Source organism: Streptomyces sp. NPDC059989, assembly GCF_042736975.1.
In the GTDB taxonomy this organism is placed as follows: domain Bacteria; phylum Actinomycetota; class Actinomycetes; order Streptomycetales; family Streptomycetaceae; genus Streptomyces.
In genome coordinates this window covers 69,501-85,647 of the sequence record NZ_JBHWUO010000027.1, presented here as the reverse complement: position 1 = coordinate 85,647, position 16,147 = coordinate 69,501, and the positions used below count along the sequence as shown (strand labels likewise).

Sequence of the window (16,147 nt, the reverse complement as noted above, 5' to 3'; positions counted from 1 at the left end):
GTATTTCGGGCACAGCCCGGGCGGTCCGGGCGAAGCCCGGGGGCTTTCGGGCACAGCCCGGGCTTCGGGGCGAAGCCCCGGTTGTTGGGAGGCACCTCCCAGCGGTGGGGCGGGGTGGGGGATGGCTCCGCGCAGGGGGTCAGCGGGGGCCGAAGCGGCGGCGGTATTCGGCCGGGGATTGGCCCAGGGCCTTCACGAAGGCGCGGCGGAGGGCCTCGGGGGTGCCGTAGCCGCAGGCGCGGGAGATCTGCGCGACGCCCGCCCCGCTGTCCTCCAGGAGGCGGCGGGCGTGTTCCACGCGGACCCGTTCCACGTAGCGGCCCGGCGTCACCCCCGTCTCCGACTGGAAGGCGCGGGCGAAGTGGCGCGGGGAGAGCCGGGCCCGCGCGGCGAGGGCCTCCACGCTCAGGTCGCCGTCCGGGTGCTCCGTGATCCACTGCTGCACGTCCCGCAGCGGCTCCCGCCGCGCGGTCTGCGCCTCCAGCTGGGCGCTGAACTGCGCCTGGTTGCCGGGCCGCCGCAGGAACACCACCAGGTGCCGGGCGATCGTGAGCGCCACGTCCCGCCCGTGGTCCTCCTCCACCAGCGCCAGCGCGAGGTCGATCCCGGCCGTGACCCCGGCCGAGGTGGAGACCGGCCCGTCGCGGACGTAGATGGGGTCCGGCTCCACCCGCACCGCCGGATAGTCCCGCGCCATCCCCTCGCACGCGTTCCAGTGCGTCGTCGCCCGCCGCCCGTCCAGCAGCCCGGCCTCCGCCAGCAGCAGCCCTCCCGTGCACACGGACACCAACCGCTCCGCGCGGCTCCCGTGGGCGCGCAGCCACTCCACGATCCGCGGCGAGAAGTCGGCCGTGTAGTGGCCCCCGGGCACCAGCAGCGTGGTCCCGGCCCCCGGCCGGGCGCTCTCCAGCTCCCCGTCCGGCAGCAGCGTGAGCCCGCTGTTCGTCCGGACCGGCGCGCCCCCGAGGGACACCGTCCGGATCTCGTACCCCGCCCGGCCGGGGAACCGGGCGGCGCCGGCGAACACCTCCACCGGGCCGGTCACATCCAGGCTCTGCACCCCGTCGTAGAGGACGACGAGCACGTTTCGCAACGACATGGCCTCATGGTGTGACGTGGACCCCGATGGCCGCAATGACGTGCTTCCCACCTTTACGGCCATGGGCCCCGTCGCGGATAGGATCGGCAGATCATGACTGCAACCCTCGTCGCCAAGAAGCTCACCGCCGCGCACGGTGAGCGCACGCTGTTCGCCGATCTCGACCTCGTCGTCGCTCCCGGCGACGTCATCGGCCTCGTCGGCGTCAACGGCGCCGGGAAGTCCACCCTGCTGCGCCTGCTCGCCGGGCTGGACACCCCCGAGACCGGTGAGCTGCGGCTCTCCCCGCCCACCGCCGCCGTCGGCCACCTCCCGCAGGAGCCGGAGCGCCGGCCCGAGGAGTCCGTACGGGACTTCCTGGCCCGGCGTACGGGCGTGGCCGCCGCGCAGGCGGAGCTCGACGAGGCGACGCAGGGCCTGGTGGACGGCACGCCGGGCGCGGACGACGCGTACGCGACGGCCCTGGACCAGTGGCTGAACCTCGGCGGCGCCGACCTCGACGAGCGGGCCGAGGAGGTCGCCGCCGAGCTCGGCCTCACCGTGGGCCTGGACCTCCCGATGACGGCGCTCTCCGGCGGCCAGGCGGCGCGCGCCGGCCTCGCCTCGCTCCTCCTCTCCCGCTACGACGTCTTCCTGCTCGACGAGCCCACCAACGACCTGGACCTCGACGGTCTGGAGCGGCTGGAGCAGTTCGTCAAGGGGCTGCGCGCGGGCACGGTCGTGATCAGCCACGACCGCGAGTTCCTGACGCGGACCGTCACCAAGGTCCTCGAACTCGACCTGGCCCAGCAGCAGATCAACCTCTACGGCGGCGGCTACGAGGCCTACCTGGAGGAGCGCGAGCGGGCCCGGAACCACGCCCGCGAGGAGTTCGAGGAGTACGCGGGCAAGAAGTCCGCGCTCGAAGGCCGGGCGCAGATGCAGCGCAACTGGATGGACAAGGGCGTTCGCAACGCCCGCCGCAAGGCGAGCGACAACGACAAGATCGGCAAGAACCTGCGGGGCGAGTCGAGCGAGAAGCAGGCCGCCAAGGCCCGCCAGACGCAGCGGGCGATCGAGCGGCTGGACGTCGTCGACGAGCCGCGCAAGGAGTGGGAGCTGCGCATGGAGATCGCGGCGGCCCCGCGCTCCGGCTCGGTGGTCGCCACCCTGCGCGAGGCGGCCGTCAAGCGCGGGGACTTCGTCTTCGGCCCGGCCAGCCTGCAGATCGACTGGGCCGACCGGGTGGCGATCACCGGCGCCAACGGCGCGGGCAAGTCCACCCTCCTGGCCGTCCTGCTCGGCCGGCTGGAGCCCGACTCCGGCTCGGCAACGCTCGGCTCCGGGGTCCTGATCGGCGAAGTCGACCAGGCGCGCGGCCTCTTCCTCGGCGACGAACCGCTGCTGGAGGCCTTCTGCGCGGCGGTCCCGGACACCGAGCCGGCCGAGGTCCGCACCCTGCTGGCCAAGTTCGGCCTCAAGGCGGCCCACGTCCTGCGCCCGGCGGCCACCCTCTCCCCCGGCGAGCGCACCCGTGCGGCCTTGGCGCTGCTCCAGGGCCGCGGGGTGAACCTGCTGGTCCTGGACGAGCCCACGAACCACCTGGACCTCCCGGCCATCGAACAGCTGGAGTCCGCCCTGGAGACGTACGAGGGCACGCTGCTCCTGGTCACCCACGACCGCCGCATGCTGGACGCCGTCTCGGTGACCCGCCGCCTCCGGGTGGAGGACGGCCGGGTCACCGAGGTCTAGACCGGAGCCGGGCCAAGATGCCGAACGGCAGGGGCCCGACTAGCCTTTGTGAGTGAGAGCCGCAACAGCGGAGCACGCCCCCGTGGCCGGAGTTCCACATCACCACGGGTGAGCGGATATGTGCTTCCGCATTTCCGGCGGCCCTGTATCCGATCCGCGCTGCGCATTTTTCGTCTGCGGCCGCGGTTCCGCCTCCCTTGTGCCTCGGAGAGGTGCGAGGAGGGTGGAAGGAAAGGGAAATTTCTCATGTTCGTACAGCGAGCGAAGCGCCTCTTCGCGGTCTCGGCCGCCGGTCTTCTGATGGCCGGCGGGTTCGCACTCGGCACGGCGGGCACCGCCTCGGCGGCGGCCCCGGCCCAGCACGTCAGTTACGTCGCCGGTGGTTGGGACGACGATGACGACGACTACGGCTGGCACCACGGCGGCTGGGACGACGATGACGACTACGGCTACGGAGGTTACGGCGGCCACGGCGGCCACGGCGGCCACGGCGACTGCTGACCCGCCCCTCCCTTCACCCCAGGCGTGCGCGGCCCCGCAACCGGGCCGCGCATCGGTGTGCCGCGGTGACTTCAGCGCGCGTCCGGCCGGTCCTCCGGAGCGCGCCTCGTGCGGGCCATCTTCCGCGCCACGAAGGCGCGCGGGAGGTGGCGCGCCGCCAGGGCGTACACCCGGTAGCGGCGGCCGGTGATGCTGAGCGGGCGGCGCAGGGCGAGATCGCGCAGGGCCCGGTCGACCACGGCCTCCGGTTCCAGCCAGACCGCCTCGCGCAGGGAGCTGACGTCCATCCCGGCGCGCTCCTGGAACTCGGTGCGGGTGAAGCCGGGGACCACCGCCAGGACCCGGACCCCGTACGGCTCCATGTCCACCCGCAGGGACTCGCTGAAGGCGGTGACCCAGGCCTTGGCGGCGCCGTAGGTGCCGGTCGGCAGGAGTCCGGCCACCGAGGAGACGTTGAGGACGGCCCCGCGGCGCCGTGCGCGCAGCCCCGGCAGCAGCGCGTGGGTGAGCCGGAGCGGGACCTTGACCAGCAGGTCGAGCATCCGCTCCTCGTCCTCGACGGGGCTGTACGGGAAGGGCGCGGGCAGTCCGAAGCCCGCGTTGTTGACCAGGATGTCCACGGGCCGGGCCCGGTCGGCGAGCCGCTCGGCGACCGCCGCGCAGTCCGCCGCGTCCAGCAGGTCGGCGGGCAGCACCTCGGACACCGTGCCGAACTCGCGGCCCAGCTCCCGCGCGACGGCCTCCAGCCGGTCCTTGTCGCGGGCGACCAGGACCAGGTCGCAGCCCTTGGCGGCGAAGCCCCGGGCGAAGGCCGCGCCCAGTCCGGCGCTGGCCCCGGTGATCAGTACGGTGGTGCTCACGACGCCTTCACTTCCTCGGTACCGGTCGCCGAGGTGTAGGCCTGGGCGACGTCGACGAGGAAGCGCGCCTCGTCCGCCAGGTCACCGCCCTCGTGCGAACTCTGCATCGCGGCGGGCAGTTCCAGCCCGGCCGACTCCCCCGCGTGCCCGGGCAGTCCGGCCAGCTTGGCCCGCCGCGCCTCCTTCAGCACGGAGGCCAGCGCGGCCGCGGTGCGCCGCTGCTCGGGGATGCCGCGCCCGGCGACCTGGCCGCGGGCGAGCTCCAGGGCGCCCGGGGCGACGTGCTCCCCCAGGATCAGGATCGCGTCGCGCGTCTCGATGACCTTGCGGTAGACGAGCATGTCGCGCGGGACCGGCGGCCACAGCAGCTCCACCACCCGGCCGGCCCGGGGCTTGTTGAGGGCCACGTGCGGGACGGCCTGGACCAGATCGCGCCACAGCGGCCACAGCCGCCAGGCCGTGGCGATGTCGGCCGCGGTGCGGCGGAAGGTGAACAGGGTCGGCACGAGGATCGCGGCGGCGCGCAGCAGGCCGTGCAGGTTCATCAGCAGCGGCAGGGCGGGCATCGCCCAGGTGCTGCCGAACAGGGCCTTGAGCAGGTACGCGAACCAGAACAGGCCGGCGAGCGCGGTACCGAGGCCGAAGAGCCGCAGCCCGGCGGCCAGTCCGCGGCTCTCGGCGCGGCGGCTGTAGCGCCAGCACAGCGAGACGCAGATGGTGTTGGCGACCACGTGCGCGGAGATCAGCACCAGCCAGTAGGCGAGCGAGGGCACCGGATCGCCGACGGGCGGCATGGTGTGGGTGCCGTGCGCCGGAGCGGCCAGGTCCAGGGCGATCAGTGCGGCGAGCCAGCACACCGTGGCGATCCACGAGGCGAGTTGGAGCCGGCGGCCGCGGGTGGTGGCGGCCACGAAGTAGATCACGGCGCCCGCGGAGAACACGCCGATGAGGTTGCGGACGAGGCCGATGGTGTGGGCGTACTCGGTGCCGCGGTTCATGGCGTACGCGACGACGTCCGGGAGGTTCAGGGTCATCGCGGCGGCGGCGGTGGCGACGGCCAGCCACAGGCCGCGCTGCTGCGGGGAGCGCAGGGCGCCCGGGGCGCGGAGCAGGACCGCGATCCACAGGACCACCACGCTCGGGACGGCGAGCGAGTTGCCGAAGTCGGTCAGGTCGGCGGCGGTCATCTCTCTCCCCGCTCGTAGCCCATGGCGGACTCCAGCCGGGCCAGGGTGCCCCCGGCCCGGGCGGCCGTGTACGGACCGGAGTTCGCGGTGCGGATGCGGATCATGCTGGCGAGCATTTCCGCTTCCTGCTCCTGGCGGGTGGTGTAGTTGGTGCGCCCGAGCACGGTCGGGGCGGCCCCGTCGGCTTCCTCGCCCTCCAGCGAGTGGTGGCCGAAGAGGATGTGGCCGAGCTCGTGCAGCACGATGTGCTCGCGGTGCAGCGGGGTGGTCTGGGCCTCGTAGAAGACGTAGTCGACGGTGGCGGTGCCCACCCACAGCCCGCAGACGCCGGATTCGGCGGCCTCCTTGGGGAGCGGGTGCAGCCGGATGGGGCGGCCGCGCTGCTCGGCTATTCGGCTGCACAGCACGTCGAGGGAGAACGGGTGGGTCAGGTCCAGATGGCCGAGAATGTTCTCGCACCGTTTGCGCAGGCTGAGTTGCCGGTGGGACATGTGATCCCTCTTCGGACCCTTTCTCGGGCAGCGTCGGTAGGCGTGCGTGGGCATGGGCATGGTGTCCTGTGCCTTCAAGGCGGCCTCGGGGAAATGCGGTCCTGAGGGGAAATGCGGAGGCCCGTCCGCCGGGTGACGAACGGGCGTTCCACCATGCCTACAGATCTTGTACGCGAGTTGGCAAGGCGCCCTCCGATCCAGGGAACCTATTCGGCCATTCGCCGGGAAGACCTGCGCACACCTGCGCTGACTAGCGCTTTCGCCGCTCCTCGGGGCCGGTCAGGCCGGCCCGGCGCAGGGCGTCGGCCATGGCGCTGTTGGCCGGGGCGGGGGCGCTGCCGCCGCCCTGCCGGCGTTCCTGGCTCTGGCCCTGGCCGCGCTGGCCCTGGTTCCGCCGGCCCTGGCCCTGGCCCTGGCCCTGGCCCTGGCCCTGGCCGCCTTCGCGGGGGGTGCCCGTACCGCCGCGCTGCTGGGGAGGACGGCCGCCGCCGCGCCGCTCCTGCCGCTCCTCGCGCTGCCGGGGCGCACCGGCGGTACGGTCCGCCTCGTCCTCCAGGCGCAGGGTGAGCGAGATCCGCTTGCGCGGGATGTCCACGTCCATGACCTTCACGCGGACGATGTCGCCCGGCTTGACCACGTCGCGGGGGTCCTTGACGAAGGTCTTCGAGAGCGCCGAGACGTGCGCCAGCCCGTCCTGGTGGACGCCGATGTCGATGAAGGCGCCGAAGGCGGCCACGTTCGTGACGACGCCCTCCAGGATCATCCCGGGGGCCAGGTCGCCGATCTTCTCCACGCCCTCCTTGAAGGTGGCCGTCTTGAAGGCGGGGCGCGGGTCGCGGCCCGGCTTCTCCAGCTCGCGCAGGATGTCGGTGACGGTGGGCAGGCCGAAGGCCTCGGTGACGAACTGCTCGGGCCGCAGGGAGCGCAGGACACCGGTGTTGCCGATCAGGGCCGCCACCTCGCCGCCGGCCGTCTTGCCCATGGCCCGGACCACCGGGTAGGCCTCGGGGTGCACGGCGGAGGCGTCCAGCGGGTCGTCGCCGCCGCGGATCCGCAGGAAGCCCGCGCACTGCTCGTACGCCTTCGGGCCGAGCCGGGCCACGTCCTTGAGCCCCTTGCGGCTGCGGAACGGGCCGTTGGCGTCGCGGTGGGCCACGATGTTCTCGGCGAGGCCGCCGCTGATGCCGGACACGCGCGAGAGCAGCGGCGCGGAGGCGGTGTTGACGTCCACGCCGACACCGTTCACACAGTCCTCGACCACGGCGTCGAGGGAGCGGGAGAGCTTCACCTCGGCCAGGTCGTGCTGGTACTGGCCGACGCCGATCGACTTCGGGTCGATCTTGACGAGCTCGGCGAGCGGGTCCTGGAGGCGGCGGGCGATGGAGACCGCGCCGCGCAGGGACACGTCCATGTCGGGGAGTTCCTGCGAGGCGAAGGCGGAGGCCGAGTACACGGAGGCGCCCGCCTCCGAGACCATCACCTTGGTGAGCTTCAGCTCGGGGTGGCGGGTGATGAGGTCCCCGGCGAGCTTGTCGGTCTCGCGGGAGGCCGTGCCGTTGCCGATGGCGATCAGGTCGACCGCGTGCCGCTCGGCGAGGCGGGCGAGCTTGGCGAGGGACTCGTCCCACTTGTTGGCGGGCACGTGCGGGTAGATGACGTCGGTGGCCACGACCTTGCCGGTGGCGTCCACGACGGCGACCTTCACGCCGGTACGGAAGCCCGGGTCGAGGCCGAGCGTGGCGCGGGTGCCGGCGGGCGCGGCGAGCAGCAGGTCGCGCAGGTTCGCGGCGAAGACCCGTACGGCCTCGTCCTCGGCGGCGGAGCGCAGCCGCATGCGCAGGTCGATGCCGAGGTGCACCTGGATCTTCGTGCGCCAGGCCCAGCGGACGGTGTCGGCGAGCCACTTGTCGCCGGGCCGGCCGCGGTCGCCGATCGCGAAGCGGCGGGCGACCATCCCCTCGTACGTGGACGGGCCGGGCGTTTCGCTCGGCTCCTCCGGCTCCAGGGTGAGGTCGAGGACGTCCTCCTTCTCGCCGCGCAGCATGGCGAGGACGCGGTGCGAGGGCAGTGCGGTGAACGGCTCTGCGAAGTCGAAGTAGTCGGCGAACTTGGCGCCCGCCTCCTCCTTGCCCTCGCGGACCTTCGCGGCGAGCCGGCCGCGGCCCCACATGCGCTCGCGGAGTTCGCCGATGAGGTCGGCGTCCTCGGCGAACTTCTCGGTGAGGATGGCGCGGGCGCCCTCCAGGGCGGCGGCCGGGTCGGCGACGCCCTTGTCGGCGTCGACGAACGCGGCCGCCGCGGCGGCCGGTTCCACCGAGGGGTCGGCGAGCAGACCGTCGGCGAGCGGCTCCAGGCCGGCCTCGCGGGCGATCTGGGCCTTGGTGCGGCGCTTGGGCTTGAAGGGGAGGTAGATGTCCTCCAGCCGGGCCTTGGTGTCGGCCGCGTTGATCCGCGCCTCCAGCTCGGCGTCGAGCTTGCCCTGCTCCCGTACGGAGTCCAGGATCGCGGCGCGCCGGTCCTCCAGCTCGCGCAGATAGCGCAGCCGCTCCTCGAGGGTGCGCAGCTGGGCGTCGTCGAGCATCTCGGTCGCTTCCTTGCGGTAGCGCGCGATGAACGGCACGGTGGAGCCGCCGTCGAGCAGCTCGACGGCGGCCTTGACCTGCCGCTCCCGTACGCCGAGCTCCTCGGCGATCCTGCCTTCGATGGACATCGTCACGATCGGGTCCCGCCTGCCTTCGTTTGCACTGGAAGGCTGCCAATTGTGGCAGGTGGCGGCCGCGGTCGGCGGGACCCCTGCCGTTGGGCCGCCCCGGCCCGTCAGCCCTTGCCGCGGAGGTCGGCCGGGAAGGCGCCGGCGGCGACCGCCTTCAGGACGAAGCCGCCGCCCAGCTCGGCCAGGCGGGCCAGGCCCTCCGCGCCGAGGTGTTCGTACGGGGCGGCGTCCAGGCGGTCGGTCTCGGTCTCCAGTCGTTCGCGCAGGGCCTTGCCCTCGCCGGTCAGCTCCCCGGCCGCGTCGAGCGCACCGCGTGCGCGCAGGCGCTCGGTGGCGGCGTCGAGGTCGGACTGGTCCCAGCCCCGGGTGGCCTTGACCCACTTGGAGGTCATGCCCTTGCCGGTGGCACCGTGGCTGACGAGGGCCTCCACCGGGTCGAGCCCGACGATGAGCAGGGCCGCGAGGTGGCCGTCGCCGCGGTGCTCGCGGAGCAGGGTGGTGGCGTACCAGAGCCGCAGGTGCGGCTGCTCGGGCACGGGGAGGTCGGCGTGGGCGGCGTAGAGGGTGCGGGCGTGCCGGGTACAGCCCTCGGTGGCGCGCAGGGCCAGCTCGGCGGCCTCGGCCAGCTCGGGGGACTCGACGGTCTCGTCGCCGAGCAGTCGGCGCAGGGTGCTGTCGGCTGCGCGGTAGCGGGCGGCGATGACCTGCTCGGGGGAGACGGTGTCCCAGACGGCGGGCAGGTGCCGGGCGAGGTGGTCGTAGCGGTAGTTGTAGAAGGTGGCCGCCACGACTCCGGGCCCGACGGGGCCCATGGCGGCTGCCCGGCCGGCCAGATTGGCGGCGTTGGGGTCGTCGATCCCGAGGGCGGCGAGCTCCTTGAAGTAGTCCGGGGAGAAGTACACGGTGGAGTGCAGCGGGTTGATGGCACCGTGCCAGGCGTGCCGGGCGGCGAGCGCGGGAAGAGTCATGCGGCGCAGGTTACCGACTGCTCAGTATGTCCGGAAGGCGGTTTCGCGTCCGCGGCTTCGGCAGCACCGCCGCCCTGGGGCCCGGCCCCAGCCCGGGGCTCCGCCCCGTGAGCCCCAGGCGAGGCCCGCTGCTGCCTGCGGCACCGCTTCCCGGGGCTCCGCCCCAGACCCCGCGCCTCAAACGCCGGCGAGGCTTGATTTGCCTCCGGCGGCGCCTCAAACGCCGGCGGGGCTGGATTTGCCGCTGCCGTCTCGCCAGGCGCGGCCGAATTTGGCCGCTGCCGTCCCGCCAGGCGGGGCTTGATCTGGCCGCCGCCGTCCCGCCAGGCGCGGCTTGATTGCCCGCAGGGCAATTCCAGCCCCGCCGGCGTTTGAGGCGGACTCGGCCCGCACCTGCGGGACGGCAGCGGCACAACCAGCCCCGCCGGCGTTTGAGGCGCGGGGGCTCGGGGGCAGCGCCCCCGCAACGGCGCCGCGCGCACAAGCACAGCCCCAGCCACAACCAGCCCCGCCGGCGGGGGTGCTGGGACCGCCCCCCGGCAACGGCGCCGCGCACAAGCGCAGGCCCAGCCACAACCAGCCCCGCCGGCGATTGAGGCGCGGGGGTCCGGGGGCTGGCCCCCCGGCAACGGTGCCGCAGACGTCACGGCGCGAAGGCGGACCAGGCCGTGGCGAGGCGGGAGGTCAGGGTCTCCAGGCGGGGCGGGGGGAGGGTGAAGGGGAGGCGGACGTGGGTGTCGTGGGCGCCCGAGGGGTCGGTGGCCGCGCCGGGCACCAGTTCGACGCCGTGGCGAAGCGCCACCCGGGCGAAGACGGCGGCGTCCACGCCGGAGGGGAGCCGGACCCACAACGCGCCGCCGCCGGCCGGGCGTTGCCAGGTCCACTGCGGCAACTCGCGGGCCAGCAGGTCCTCCAGGACCGACAGCCGGCTCCGCAGGACCACCGCCCGGGCCGCCCGCAGCCCGTCCACCCGCGGCAGCAACCGCACGGCCAGCGCCTGGTCCAGCAGCGGGCTGCCCAGGTCGGCCAGGGCCTTGAGCCGGGCCAGCCGCTCCACCACCTCCGACGGCCCGCGCAGCCAGCCGATCCGCAGCCCGCCCCAGACCGATTTCGCGAGGGAGCCGATGGTCAGCACCTCCGCCCCGGGCGGGGCGTGCGCGGCCACCGGGCCCGGCTCCGGCGTGTCCCACAGCCGGGTGTCGTAGGCCAGGTCCTCCACCACCGGCACGCCCTCCCGGGCCGCGAGCGCCCCGATCCGCTCCCGCCGCGCGGCGGACATCAACACCCCGGTCGGATTGTGGAAGGTGGGCGTGACATGCGCCAGCACCGCTCCGGGTAGAGCCGCCCGGAAGCCCGCCACCCCCACCCCGTCCTCGTCCAGCGGCACCCGCCGCGGCCGTGCCCCGGCGGCCAGCAGGGCGTCCAGGCACCCCGGCCAGCTCGGCGTCTCCACCACCACCGCCGAGCCGCGCCGTACGTACAGCTGGGCCACCAGGGCCAGGGCCTGGGTTGCCCCGGTGGTGACCAGGATCTGCCCGGGCGCCGTCCGCAGCCCCCCGGCCGTGTACCGGTCCGCGACCGCCGCCCGCAGCTCCGGAAGGCCGCCCGGGTGGTAGCCGGTCTCCGCCAGCAGCGGATCCAGCCCGTCCGCCATGAGCTCGGCCAGGGCCTCCCGCAGCTCCGGCGCCGCCCCCTCCGAGGCCACCGACAGGGAGATCACCTCGGCCGGGCCGTCCACCAGCCGCTGCACCAGGGCCGAGGCGGTGCCCCCGCGGACCCGCCCGTCCACGGGCCGCAGCGCCCCGCCGGGCAGCCGGGCGACCCGCGTACCGCTCCCCCGCACGCTGATCACCGCGCCCGCACCGCGCAGTTCGTCGTACGCGGAGACCACGGTGGCCCGGCTCACTCCGAGGGCGGCCGCGAGGGCCCGCTCGGCGGGCAGCCGGTCGCCGGGCGCGAGTTCGCCCGTACGGACGGCACCCTGCAGGGCCGCGGCGAGGCGCCGGTACAGCGGGCCGCTCCCGGTGGGCCAGGCGCCGAGCACCCCGTCCAGCTCGGCCGGCGACCAGGCGCGCGGCACAGAACGATCCACTTCGCCCTCCATTGGCCCGGGTCCACTCCACCCGTCCCGACCAGGCTAGACGTCATGATCGCCTTCGTCGCCGCCTCGGCGGCGCTCATCCTCGTCCCCGGTCCCAATCTCATCCTGATCGTCACGCGCGCCGCCGCCCAGGGCCGGCGGGCCGGGCTGGCCACCGCGGCCGGTGTGGAGTCCGCCACCGTCGTCCACATCGGCGTCGCCGTGTCGGGGGTGGCGGAGCTGGTGACCCGCTCTCCCACCGCCTTCCTGGTCCTCAAGTACGCGGGCGCGGCCTACCTCCTGTTCCTGGGCGTACGGGCCCTGCGCGCCGGGCCGTTCCTCCCCGAAGCCGGGCTCGCTCCCCCGGTGCGCGCGGGTCGCGCCTACCTCGAAGGCGCCGCGGTGAATCTCCTCAACCCGAAGGTGACCCTGTTCTTTCTGGCCTTTCTTCCGCAGTTCGTCAGCCCCTCCGCGGGCGATCCGCGGGAGCGGATGTGGCTGCTCGGCGCGGTCTTCCTCGGCCTCGGGGCCCTCTTCGACGTCGGCTACGCGTGCGCCGGCGCGGCCGTGAGCCGCTGGCTGCGGCGCCGCCCGGCGGCTCTGGCCCGGCAGAACCGGGCGGTCGGCTCCGTGTACCTGGTGCTCGGCGCGCTCGCCGCCCTGCCCACCGGCCTGTGAGCAGGGCGGCGACGGTGTGACGGCCGAATGGCGATCGTGTGACAGCGGGGGCCATGGACATGACGTGGGACACACGCGTGAATACGGTCGAACGACGAGACCTTGAACCGATGTGTCTCCCCTACCACTTGGAGCCCTTCGTGCACCGCAAAGTCATCGCCCCGAGCGTGCTCGCCGCCTCCCTGCTGCTGGTGATCCCGGCGTCGGCGGCGAGTTCCGGTCCGGGCGCCCCGGGTATCGGCGACCCCTACTACCCGGCCAGCGGCAACGGCGGATACGACGTGTCCCACTACGACCTGCGCCTGCAGTACCAGCCGAAGACGGACCTGCTCGAAGGCACCGCCACCCTCCTGGCCACCGCCAAGCAGGACCTGTCCCGCTTCAACCTCGACTTCGGCCTGCAGGTCAGCGAGATCCGGGTCAACGGCGCCAAGGCGAAGTTCGCCACTTCCGGCACGCAGGAGCTGGAGGTCACCCCGGCGAAGCCCCTCGCGCGCAACACCCCGCTGACCGTCGTCGTCAAGTACGCGGGCAAGCCGTCGGAGTTCAAGGTGGACGGCTGGACGGCCTGGCACCGCACGCCCGACGGCGGGGTCGCGGCGCAGGAGCCGGACTCGGCGGCCTGGTGGTTCCCGAGCAACGACCACCCGCTCGACAAGGCCACCTTCGACGTCTCCGTGAACGTCCCGGACGGCACGCAGGCGATCAGCAACGGCGTGCTGCAGTCGCAGAGTTCGCGGCTCGGCTGGACCCGGTACAACTGGCGCTCCAACAAGCCGCAGGCCACGTACCTCGCCACCCTCGCCGTCGGAAAGTTCGACATCACCACCGACAAGACGGCGAACGGACTGCCGATCCTCAACGCCTACAGCAAGGACCTCGGCGAGAACGCGGGCGCGGCCCGGGCGAGCGTGGAGCGGACGGGCGAGGTCGCCGAGTGGCTGGAGGGGGTCTTCGGCCCGTACCCCTTCAACGCGCTGGGCGGCTACGTGCCGAACGTGACGGCCGGCTTCGCGCTGGAGACGCAGACGCGTCCGTTCTACGGTCCGCGGCAGTTCTCGAACGGCGCCAACGTCTCGGTGGTCGTCCACGAGCTCGCCCACCAGTGGTACGGCGACAGCGTGTCCGTGGAGGGCTGGAAGGACATCTGGATCAACGAGGGCTTCGCCCGCTACAGCCAGTGGCTGTGGTCGGAGAAGGAGGGCGAGGGCACCGCGCAGGAGCTCGCCGACTGGGCGTACTCCCAGCGTGCGGCCGAGGACCCGTTCTGGCAGGTCAAGCCGGGTGACCCGGGCCCGGAGAACCAGTTCCACGGGGCCGTCTACGACCGCGGTGCGATCGCGCTCCAGGCGCTGCGCAACGAGATCGGCGACGAGAAGTTCTTCGCGATCCTCAAGGGCTGGCCGACCGAGCGGGCCTACGGCAACGCCAAGGTCGGCGACTTCGTCCGCTACGCGGAGAAGGTCTCGAACAAGCCGCTGGCCCAGCTCTTCGAGACCTGGCTGTACACCCCGGGCAAGCCGGCGGCCTCGGCCCTGAACGGCACGGCGAAGGCCCCGGCGGCCCGCTCGTTCCAGGCGGCCCCGGTCAAGCCGGCCGCCGAGCCGAAGTCCTGGAAGAAGATCGCGGAGACGAACACGATCCACGAGCACGAGCACCGGAACTGAGTCCCGGTCCCGCCCCCGGTCCCTGACGTACGGGGCCTCGCGCGCCGGTGTCCGTCAGCGGGCGCCGGCGCGCCACTCGGCCCGCGCCCGCCGGGCGATCGGCAGGTACCTCAGCCGCTCCGGCAGCAGCGGTACGAGGAGCCGTACGGCCGTGCTGAACCGCCGGAGCCTGCGCTCCTGGGCGGGGCTCCACTCCAGCCCGATGGCGGCGCGCGCCTCGGGCGGCATGTAGCCGACGGAGACGAAGGCCCGGAAGCGCAGGAACGCCGCCCGCAGCACCGGCCAGGTGGCCCGCAGCAGCAGCCGGACGACCGGCCCTCCGCCCTCGGGCCGGGGCAGCGGCACATCGGTGGCGACCAGCTCGCGAGCGACGGCGGTCGGCTCGATCTCCTCGGCCAGCATCCGGCCCCAGTAGGACCGGTACTCCTCGATGCTCTGCGGCATGTCCCGGTCGTGGAGCCCGAGGATCCGGCCCACCTGGAGCCACTCCCGGTACAGCTGCCGCTCCTGGGCGGGCGTGAAGCGGCGCAGGAGGTAGCGCCCGGCGTACATGTAGACCGGGAACCCGGTGGCGTGCACCCAGGCGTAGCAGGCGGGGTCGAGGGAGTGGTAGCGCCGGCCGCGGGTGTCGGTGCCCTGGATCTCCCGGTGCAGGCGGCGGACCCGGCGGCCCTCCTCGGCGGCGCCCTCCCCGCCGTACACCCACAGCTGGACCGACCGCAGCGAGCGCTCGCCGCGGCCCCAGGGGTCGGTGCGGAAGACGGAGTACTCGTCGACCCCGGCCGCGATGGCGGGGTGTGCGACCTGCATGGTGAAGGCGGCGGGCAGCATCAGCAGCGCCCTGACGTCCCCGGCGATGGTCCACAGCACCCCGCCGGGCGGGGGCGGCTCGGGGTCCGTCCGGCGGACCGGCCCACTCCGGGCGATCCGCTCCGCGGGCTCCTGCGTGGTGCTCATTTCCGTGCCCCCAGTGCGCTGCGTGCTGTCTTCCCAGTATGGCGCCCCCACGATGTCCCGGGCCCGACAGAAAGTCTTGTCACGGGTGTTACCCAGAGGTAACCGCGGCTGCTTGGATGACGGAGCCGATCTTCCCCACAGGAACGATGGAGACCTCATGCTGCACACCTCGCACCGCCGTCACCGGGCCGCAGCCGCGGCCGTCGCCGCGGTCGCCGCCGGCGCGCTGGCCGTCACCACCGCGCCCGCCGCCACCGCCGCCCCCTCTGCCACGACTGCGGTCGCGTCCGAGTCCGCGTCCGCGCCGCGGCTGAGCGTGCTCTCGTACAACGTGTTCCTGATGAGCAAGAACCTGTACCCGAACTGGGGCCAGGACCACCGGGCCGCGGAGATCCCCAAGGCCTCCTTCTACCAGGGCCACGACGTGGTCGTGCTCCAGGAGGCCTTCGACAACGCCGCCTCGGACGCGCTGAAGACCAACTCCGCCAACCGCTACCCGTACCAGACCCCGGTCGTGGGCCGCAGCAAGAGCGGCTGGGACGCCACGGGCGGCGCCTACTCCTCCACCACCCCGGAGGACGGCGGCGTCACGATCCTGAGCAAGTGGCCCATCGTCCGCAAGGAGCAGGTCGTCTACAAGGACGCCTGCGGCGCCGACTGGTGGTCCAACAAGGGCTTCGCCTACGTCGTGCTGGACGTGAACGGCACCAAGGTGCACGTCGTCGGCACCCACGCGCAGTCCACCGACCCCGGCTGCGGCGCGGGCGAGGCGGCGGAGATGCGCGCCCGCCAGTTCCGCGCGATAGACGCGTTCCTGGACGGGAAGAACATCCCGGCGAGCGAGCAGGTCATCGTGGCGGGCGACATGAACGTCGACTCGCGCACCCCCGAGTACGCCTCGATGCTGGCCAACGCCGACCTGGCCGGCTCCGACACGCGCACGGGCCACCCGTACTCCTTCGACACCGCGCTGAACTCGATCGCGAACTACCGCTACCCGACGGACCCGCGCGAGGACCTGGACTACGTCCTCTACCGCAAGGGCAACGCCCGTCCGGCGGGCTGGGAGAACAACGTGGTCAAGGAGCAGTCGGCGCCCTGGACGGTCTCCAGCTGGGGCACCTCCTACACCTACACCAACCTCTCGGACCACTACCCGCTGATCGGCCGCTAGGCACCCCCGCGCACGCCGCACCCGGTCCGTCCCCCGGGTGC

Annotated in this window: 13 protein-coding genes; 5 read left to right on the top strand and 8 right to left on the bottom strand. The window is 73.5% G+C overall.

The window, feature by feature from the left end:
• Positions 1 to 139 precede the first annotated feature (139 nt).
• Positions 140 to 1,099 carry a GlxA family transcriptional regulator gene (locus ACFWBN_RS24055; protein ID WP_385178971.1) on the bottom strand — a complete coding sequence of 320 codons (960 nt, stop codon included), beginning with the start codon at positions 1,097 to 1,099 and terminating at the stop codon, positions 140 to 142.
• 93 nt (positions 1,100 to 1,192) lie between these two features.
• Here ACFWBN_RS24055 and abc-f point away from each other — a divergent pair, with 93 nt between their 5' ends.
• Entirely contained in the window at positions 1,193 to 2,830 is a 1,638-nt protein-coding gene (gene abc-f / locus ACFWBN_RS24050; protein ID WP_385178970.1) for a ribosomal protection-like ABC-F family protein, read from the top strand.
• Between the two features lie 246 nt (positions 2,831 to 3,076).
• A complete protein-coding gene (locus tag ACFWBN_RS24045) occupies positions 3,077 to 3,331 on the top strand; it encodes a hypothetical protein (RefSeq protein ID WP_385178969.1) in 255 nt (84 codons plus the stop codon).
• 71 nt (positions 3,332 to 3,402) lie between these two features.
• Here the strand turns inward: ACFWBN_RS24045 and ACFWBN_RS24040 are convergent, their stop codons facing one another.
• The 6 genes from ACFWBN_RS24040 to ACFWBN_RS24015 form a co-directional block, all read right to left on the bottom strand.
• Entirely contained in the window at positions 3,403 to 4,191 is a 789-nt protein-coding gene (locus ACFWBN_RS24040; RefSeq protein WP_385178968.1) for an SDR family NAD(P)-dependent oxidoreductase, read from the bottom strand.
• On the bottom strand, positions 4,188 to 5,378 hold the full coding sequence (locus ACFWBN_RS24035; RefSeq protein WP_385178967.1) for an MAB_1171c family putative transporter: 1,191 nt from the start codon (positions 5,376 to 5,378) through the stop codon (positions 4,188 to 4,190). The genes ACFWBN_RS24040 and ACFWBN_RS24035 overlap by 4 nt, the downstream gene beginning before the upstream one ends.
• Positions 5,375 to 5,869: a hypothetical protein gene (locus ACFWBN_RS24030; protein ID WP_385178966.1), complete on the bottom strand. Its 495-nt coding sequence runs from the start codon at positions 5,867 to 5,869 to the stop codon at positions 5,375 to 5,377. Before ACFWBN_RS24030 ends, ACFWBN_RS24035 begins: the two co-directional genes overlap by 4 nt.
• A 250-nt stretch (positions 5,870 to 6,119) precedes the next feature.
• Positions 6,120 to 8,585 (bottom strand): Tex family protein, encoded by a 2,466-nt coding sequence (locus ACFWBN_RS24025; protein ID WP_385178965.1) that lies wholly within the window; start codon positions 8,583 to 8,585, stop codon positions 6,120 to 6,122.
• Between the two features lie 101 nt (positions 8,586 to 8,686).
• Positions 8,687 to 9,550 (bottom strand): hypothetical protein, encoded by an 864-nt coding sequence (locus tag ACFWBN_RS24020; protein ID WP_385178964.1) that lies wholly within the window; start codon positions 9,548 to 9,550, stop codon positions 8,687 to 8,689.
• A 643-nt stretch (positions 9,551 to 10,193) separates the two neighbouring features.
• Positions 10,194 to 11,642 (bottom strand): PLP-dependent aminotransferase family protein, encoded by a 1,449-nt coding sequence (locus tag ACFWBN_RS24015; protein ID WP_385178963.1) that lies wholly within the window; start codon positions 11,640 to 11,642, stop codon positions 10,194 to 10,196.
• A 54-nt stretch (positions 11,643 to 11,696) separates the two neighbouring features.
• Between ACFWBN_RS24015 and ACFWBN_RS24010 the strand changes: the two genes are divergently transcribed.
• Both ACFWBN_RS24010 and ACFWBN_RS24005 read left to right on the top strand, forming a co-directional pair.
• Positions 11,697 to 12,308 carry a LysE family translocator gene (locus ACFWBN_RS24010; protein WP_385178962.1) on the top strand — a complete coding sequence of 204 codons (612 nt, stop codon included), beginning with the start codon at positions 11,697 to 11,699 and terminating at the stop codon, positions 12,306 to 12,308.
• Positions 12,309 to 12,448: 140 nt separating this feature from the next.
• Positions 12,449 to 13,975 (top strand): M1 family metallopeptidase, encoded by a 1,527-nt coding sequence (locus ACFWBN_RS24005; RefSeq protein ID WP_385178961.1) that lies wholly within the window; start codon positions 12,449 to 12,451, stop codon positions 13,973 to 13,975.
• 54 nt (positions 13,976 to 14,029) lie between these two features.
• On the opposite strand, the gene ACFWBN_RS24000 is transcribed toward ACFWBN_RS24005, so the two are convergent.
• On the bottom strand, positions 14,030 to 14,932 hold the full coding sequence (locus ACFWBN_RS24000; RefSeq protein ID WP_385178960.1) for an oxygenase MpaB family protein: 903 nt from the start codon (positions 14,930 to 14,932) through the stop codon (positions 14,030 to 14,032).
• A gap of 157 nt (positions 14,933 to 15,089) precedes the next feature.
• Here ACFWBN_RS24000 and sph point away from each other — a divergent pair, with 157 nt between their 5' ends.
• The gene (sph, locus tag ACFWBN_RS23995) at positions 15,090 to 16,106 is read left to right on the top strand and encodes a sphingomyelin phosphodiesterase (protein ID WP_385178959.1); all 1,017 of its coding nucleotides are present in this window, start codon (positions 15,090 to 15,092) and stop codon (positions 16,104 to 16,106) included.
• Positions 16,107 to 16,147: the final 41 nt, after the last annotated feature.

Bases quoted from the DNA above. Each gene is read 5' to 3' on its own strand.
- ACFWBN_RS24055 (WP_385178971.1), bottom strand. From the start codon at position 1,099: ATGTCGTTGCGAAACGTGCTCGTCGTCCTCTACGACGGGGTGCAGAGC.
- abc-f (WP_385178970.1), top strand. From the start codon at position 1,193: ATGACTGCAACCCTCGTCGCCAAGAAGCTCACCGCCGCGCACGGTGAG.
- ACFWBN_RS24045 (WP_385178969.1), top strand. From the start codon at position 3,077: ATGTTCGTACAGCGAGCGAAGCGCCTCTTCGCGGTCTCGGCCGCCGGT.
- ACFWBN_RS24035 (WP_385178967.1), bottom strand. From the start codon at position 5,378: ATGACCGCCGCCGACCTGACCGACTTCGGCAACTCGCTCGCCGTCCCG.
- ACFWBN_RS24030 (WP_385178966.1), bottom strand. From the start codon at position 5,869: ATGTCCCACCGGCAACTCAGCCTGCGCAAACGGTGCGAGAACATTCTC.
- ACFWBN_RS24020 (WP_385178964.1), bottom strand. From the start codon at position 9,550: ATGACTCTTCCCGCGCTCGCCGCCCGGCACGCCTGGCACGGTGCCATC.
- ACFWBN_RS24010 (WP_385178962.1), top strand. From the start codon at position 11,697: ATGATCGCCTTCGTCGCCGCCTCGGCGGCGCTCATCCTCGTCCCCGGT.
- ACFWBN_RS24000 (WP_385178960.1), bottom strand. From the start codon at position 14,932: ATGAGCACCACGCAGGAGCCCGCGGAGCGGATCGCCCGGAGTGGGCCG.
- sph (WP_385178959.1), top strand. From the start codon at position 15,090: ATGCTGCACACCTCGCACCGCCGTCACCGGGCCGCAGCCGCGGCCGTC.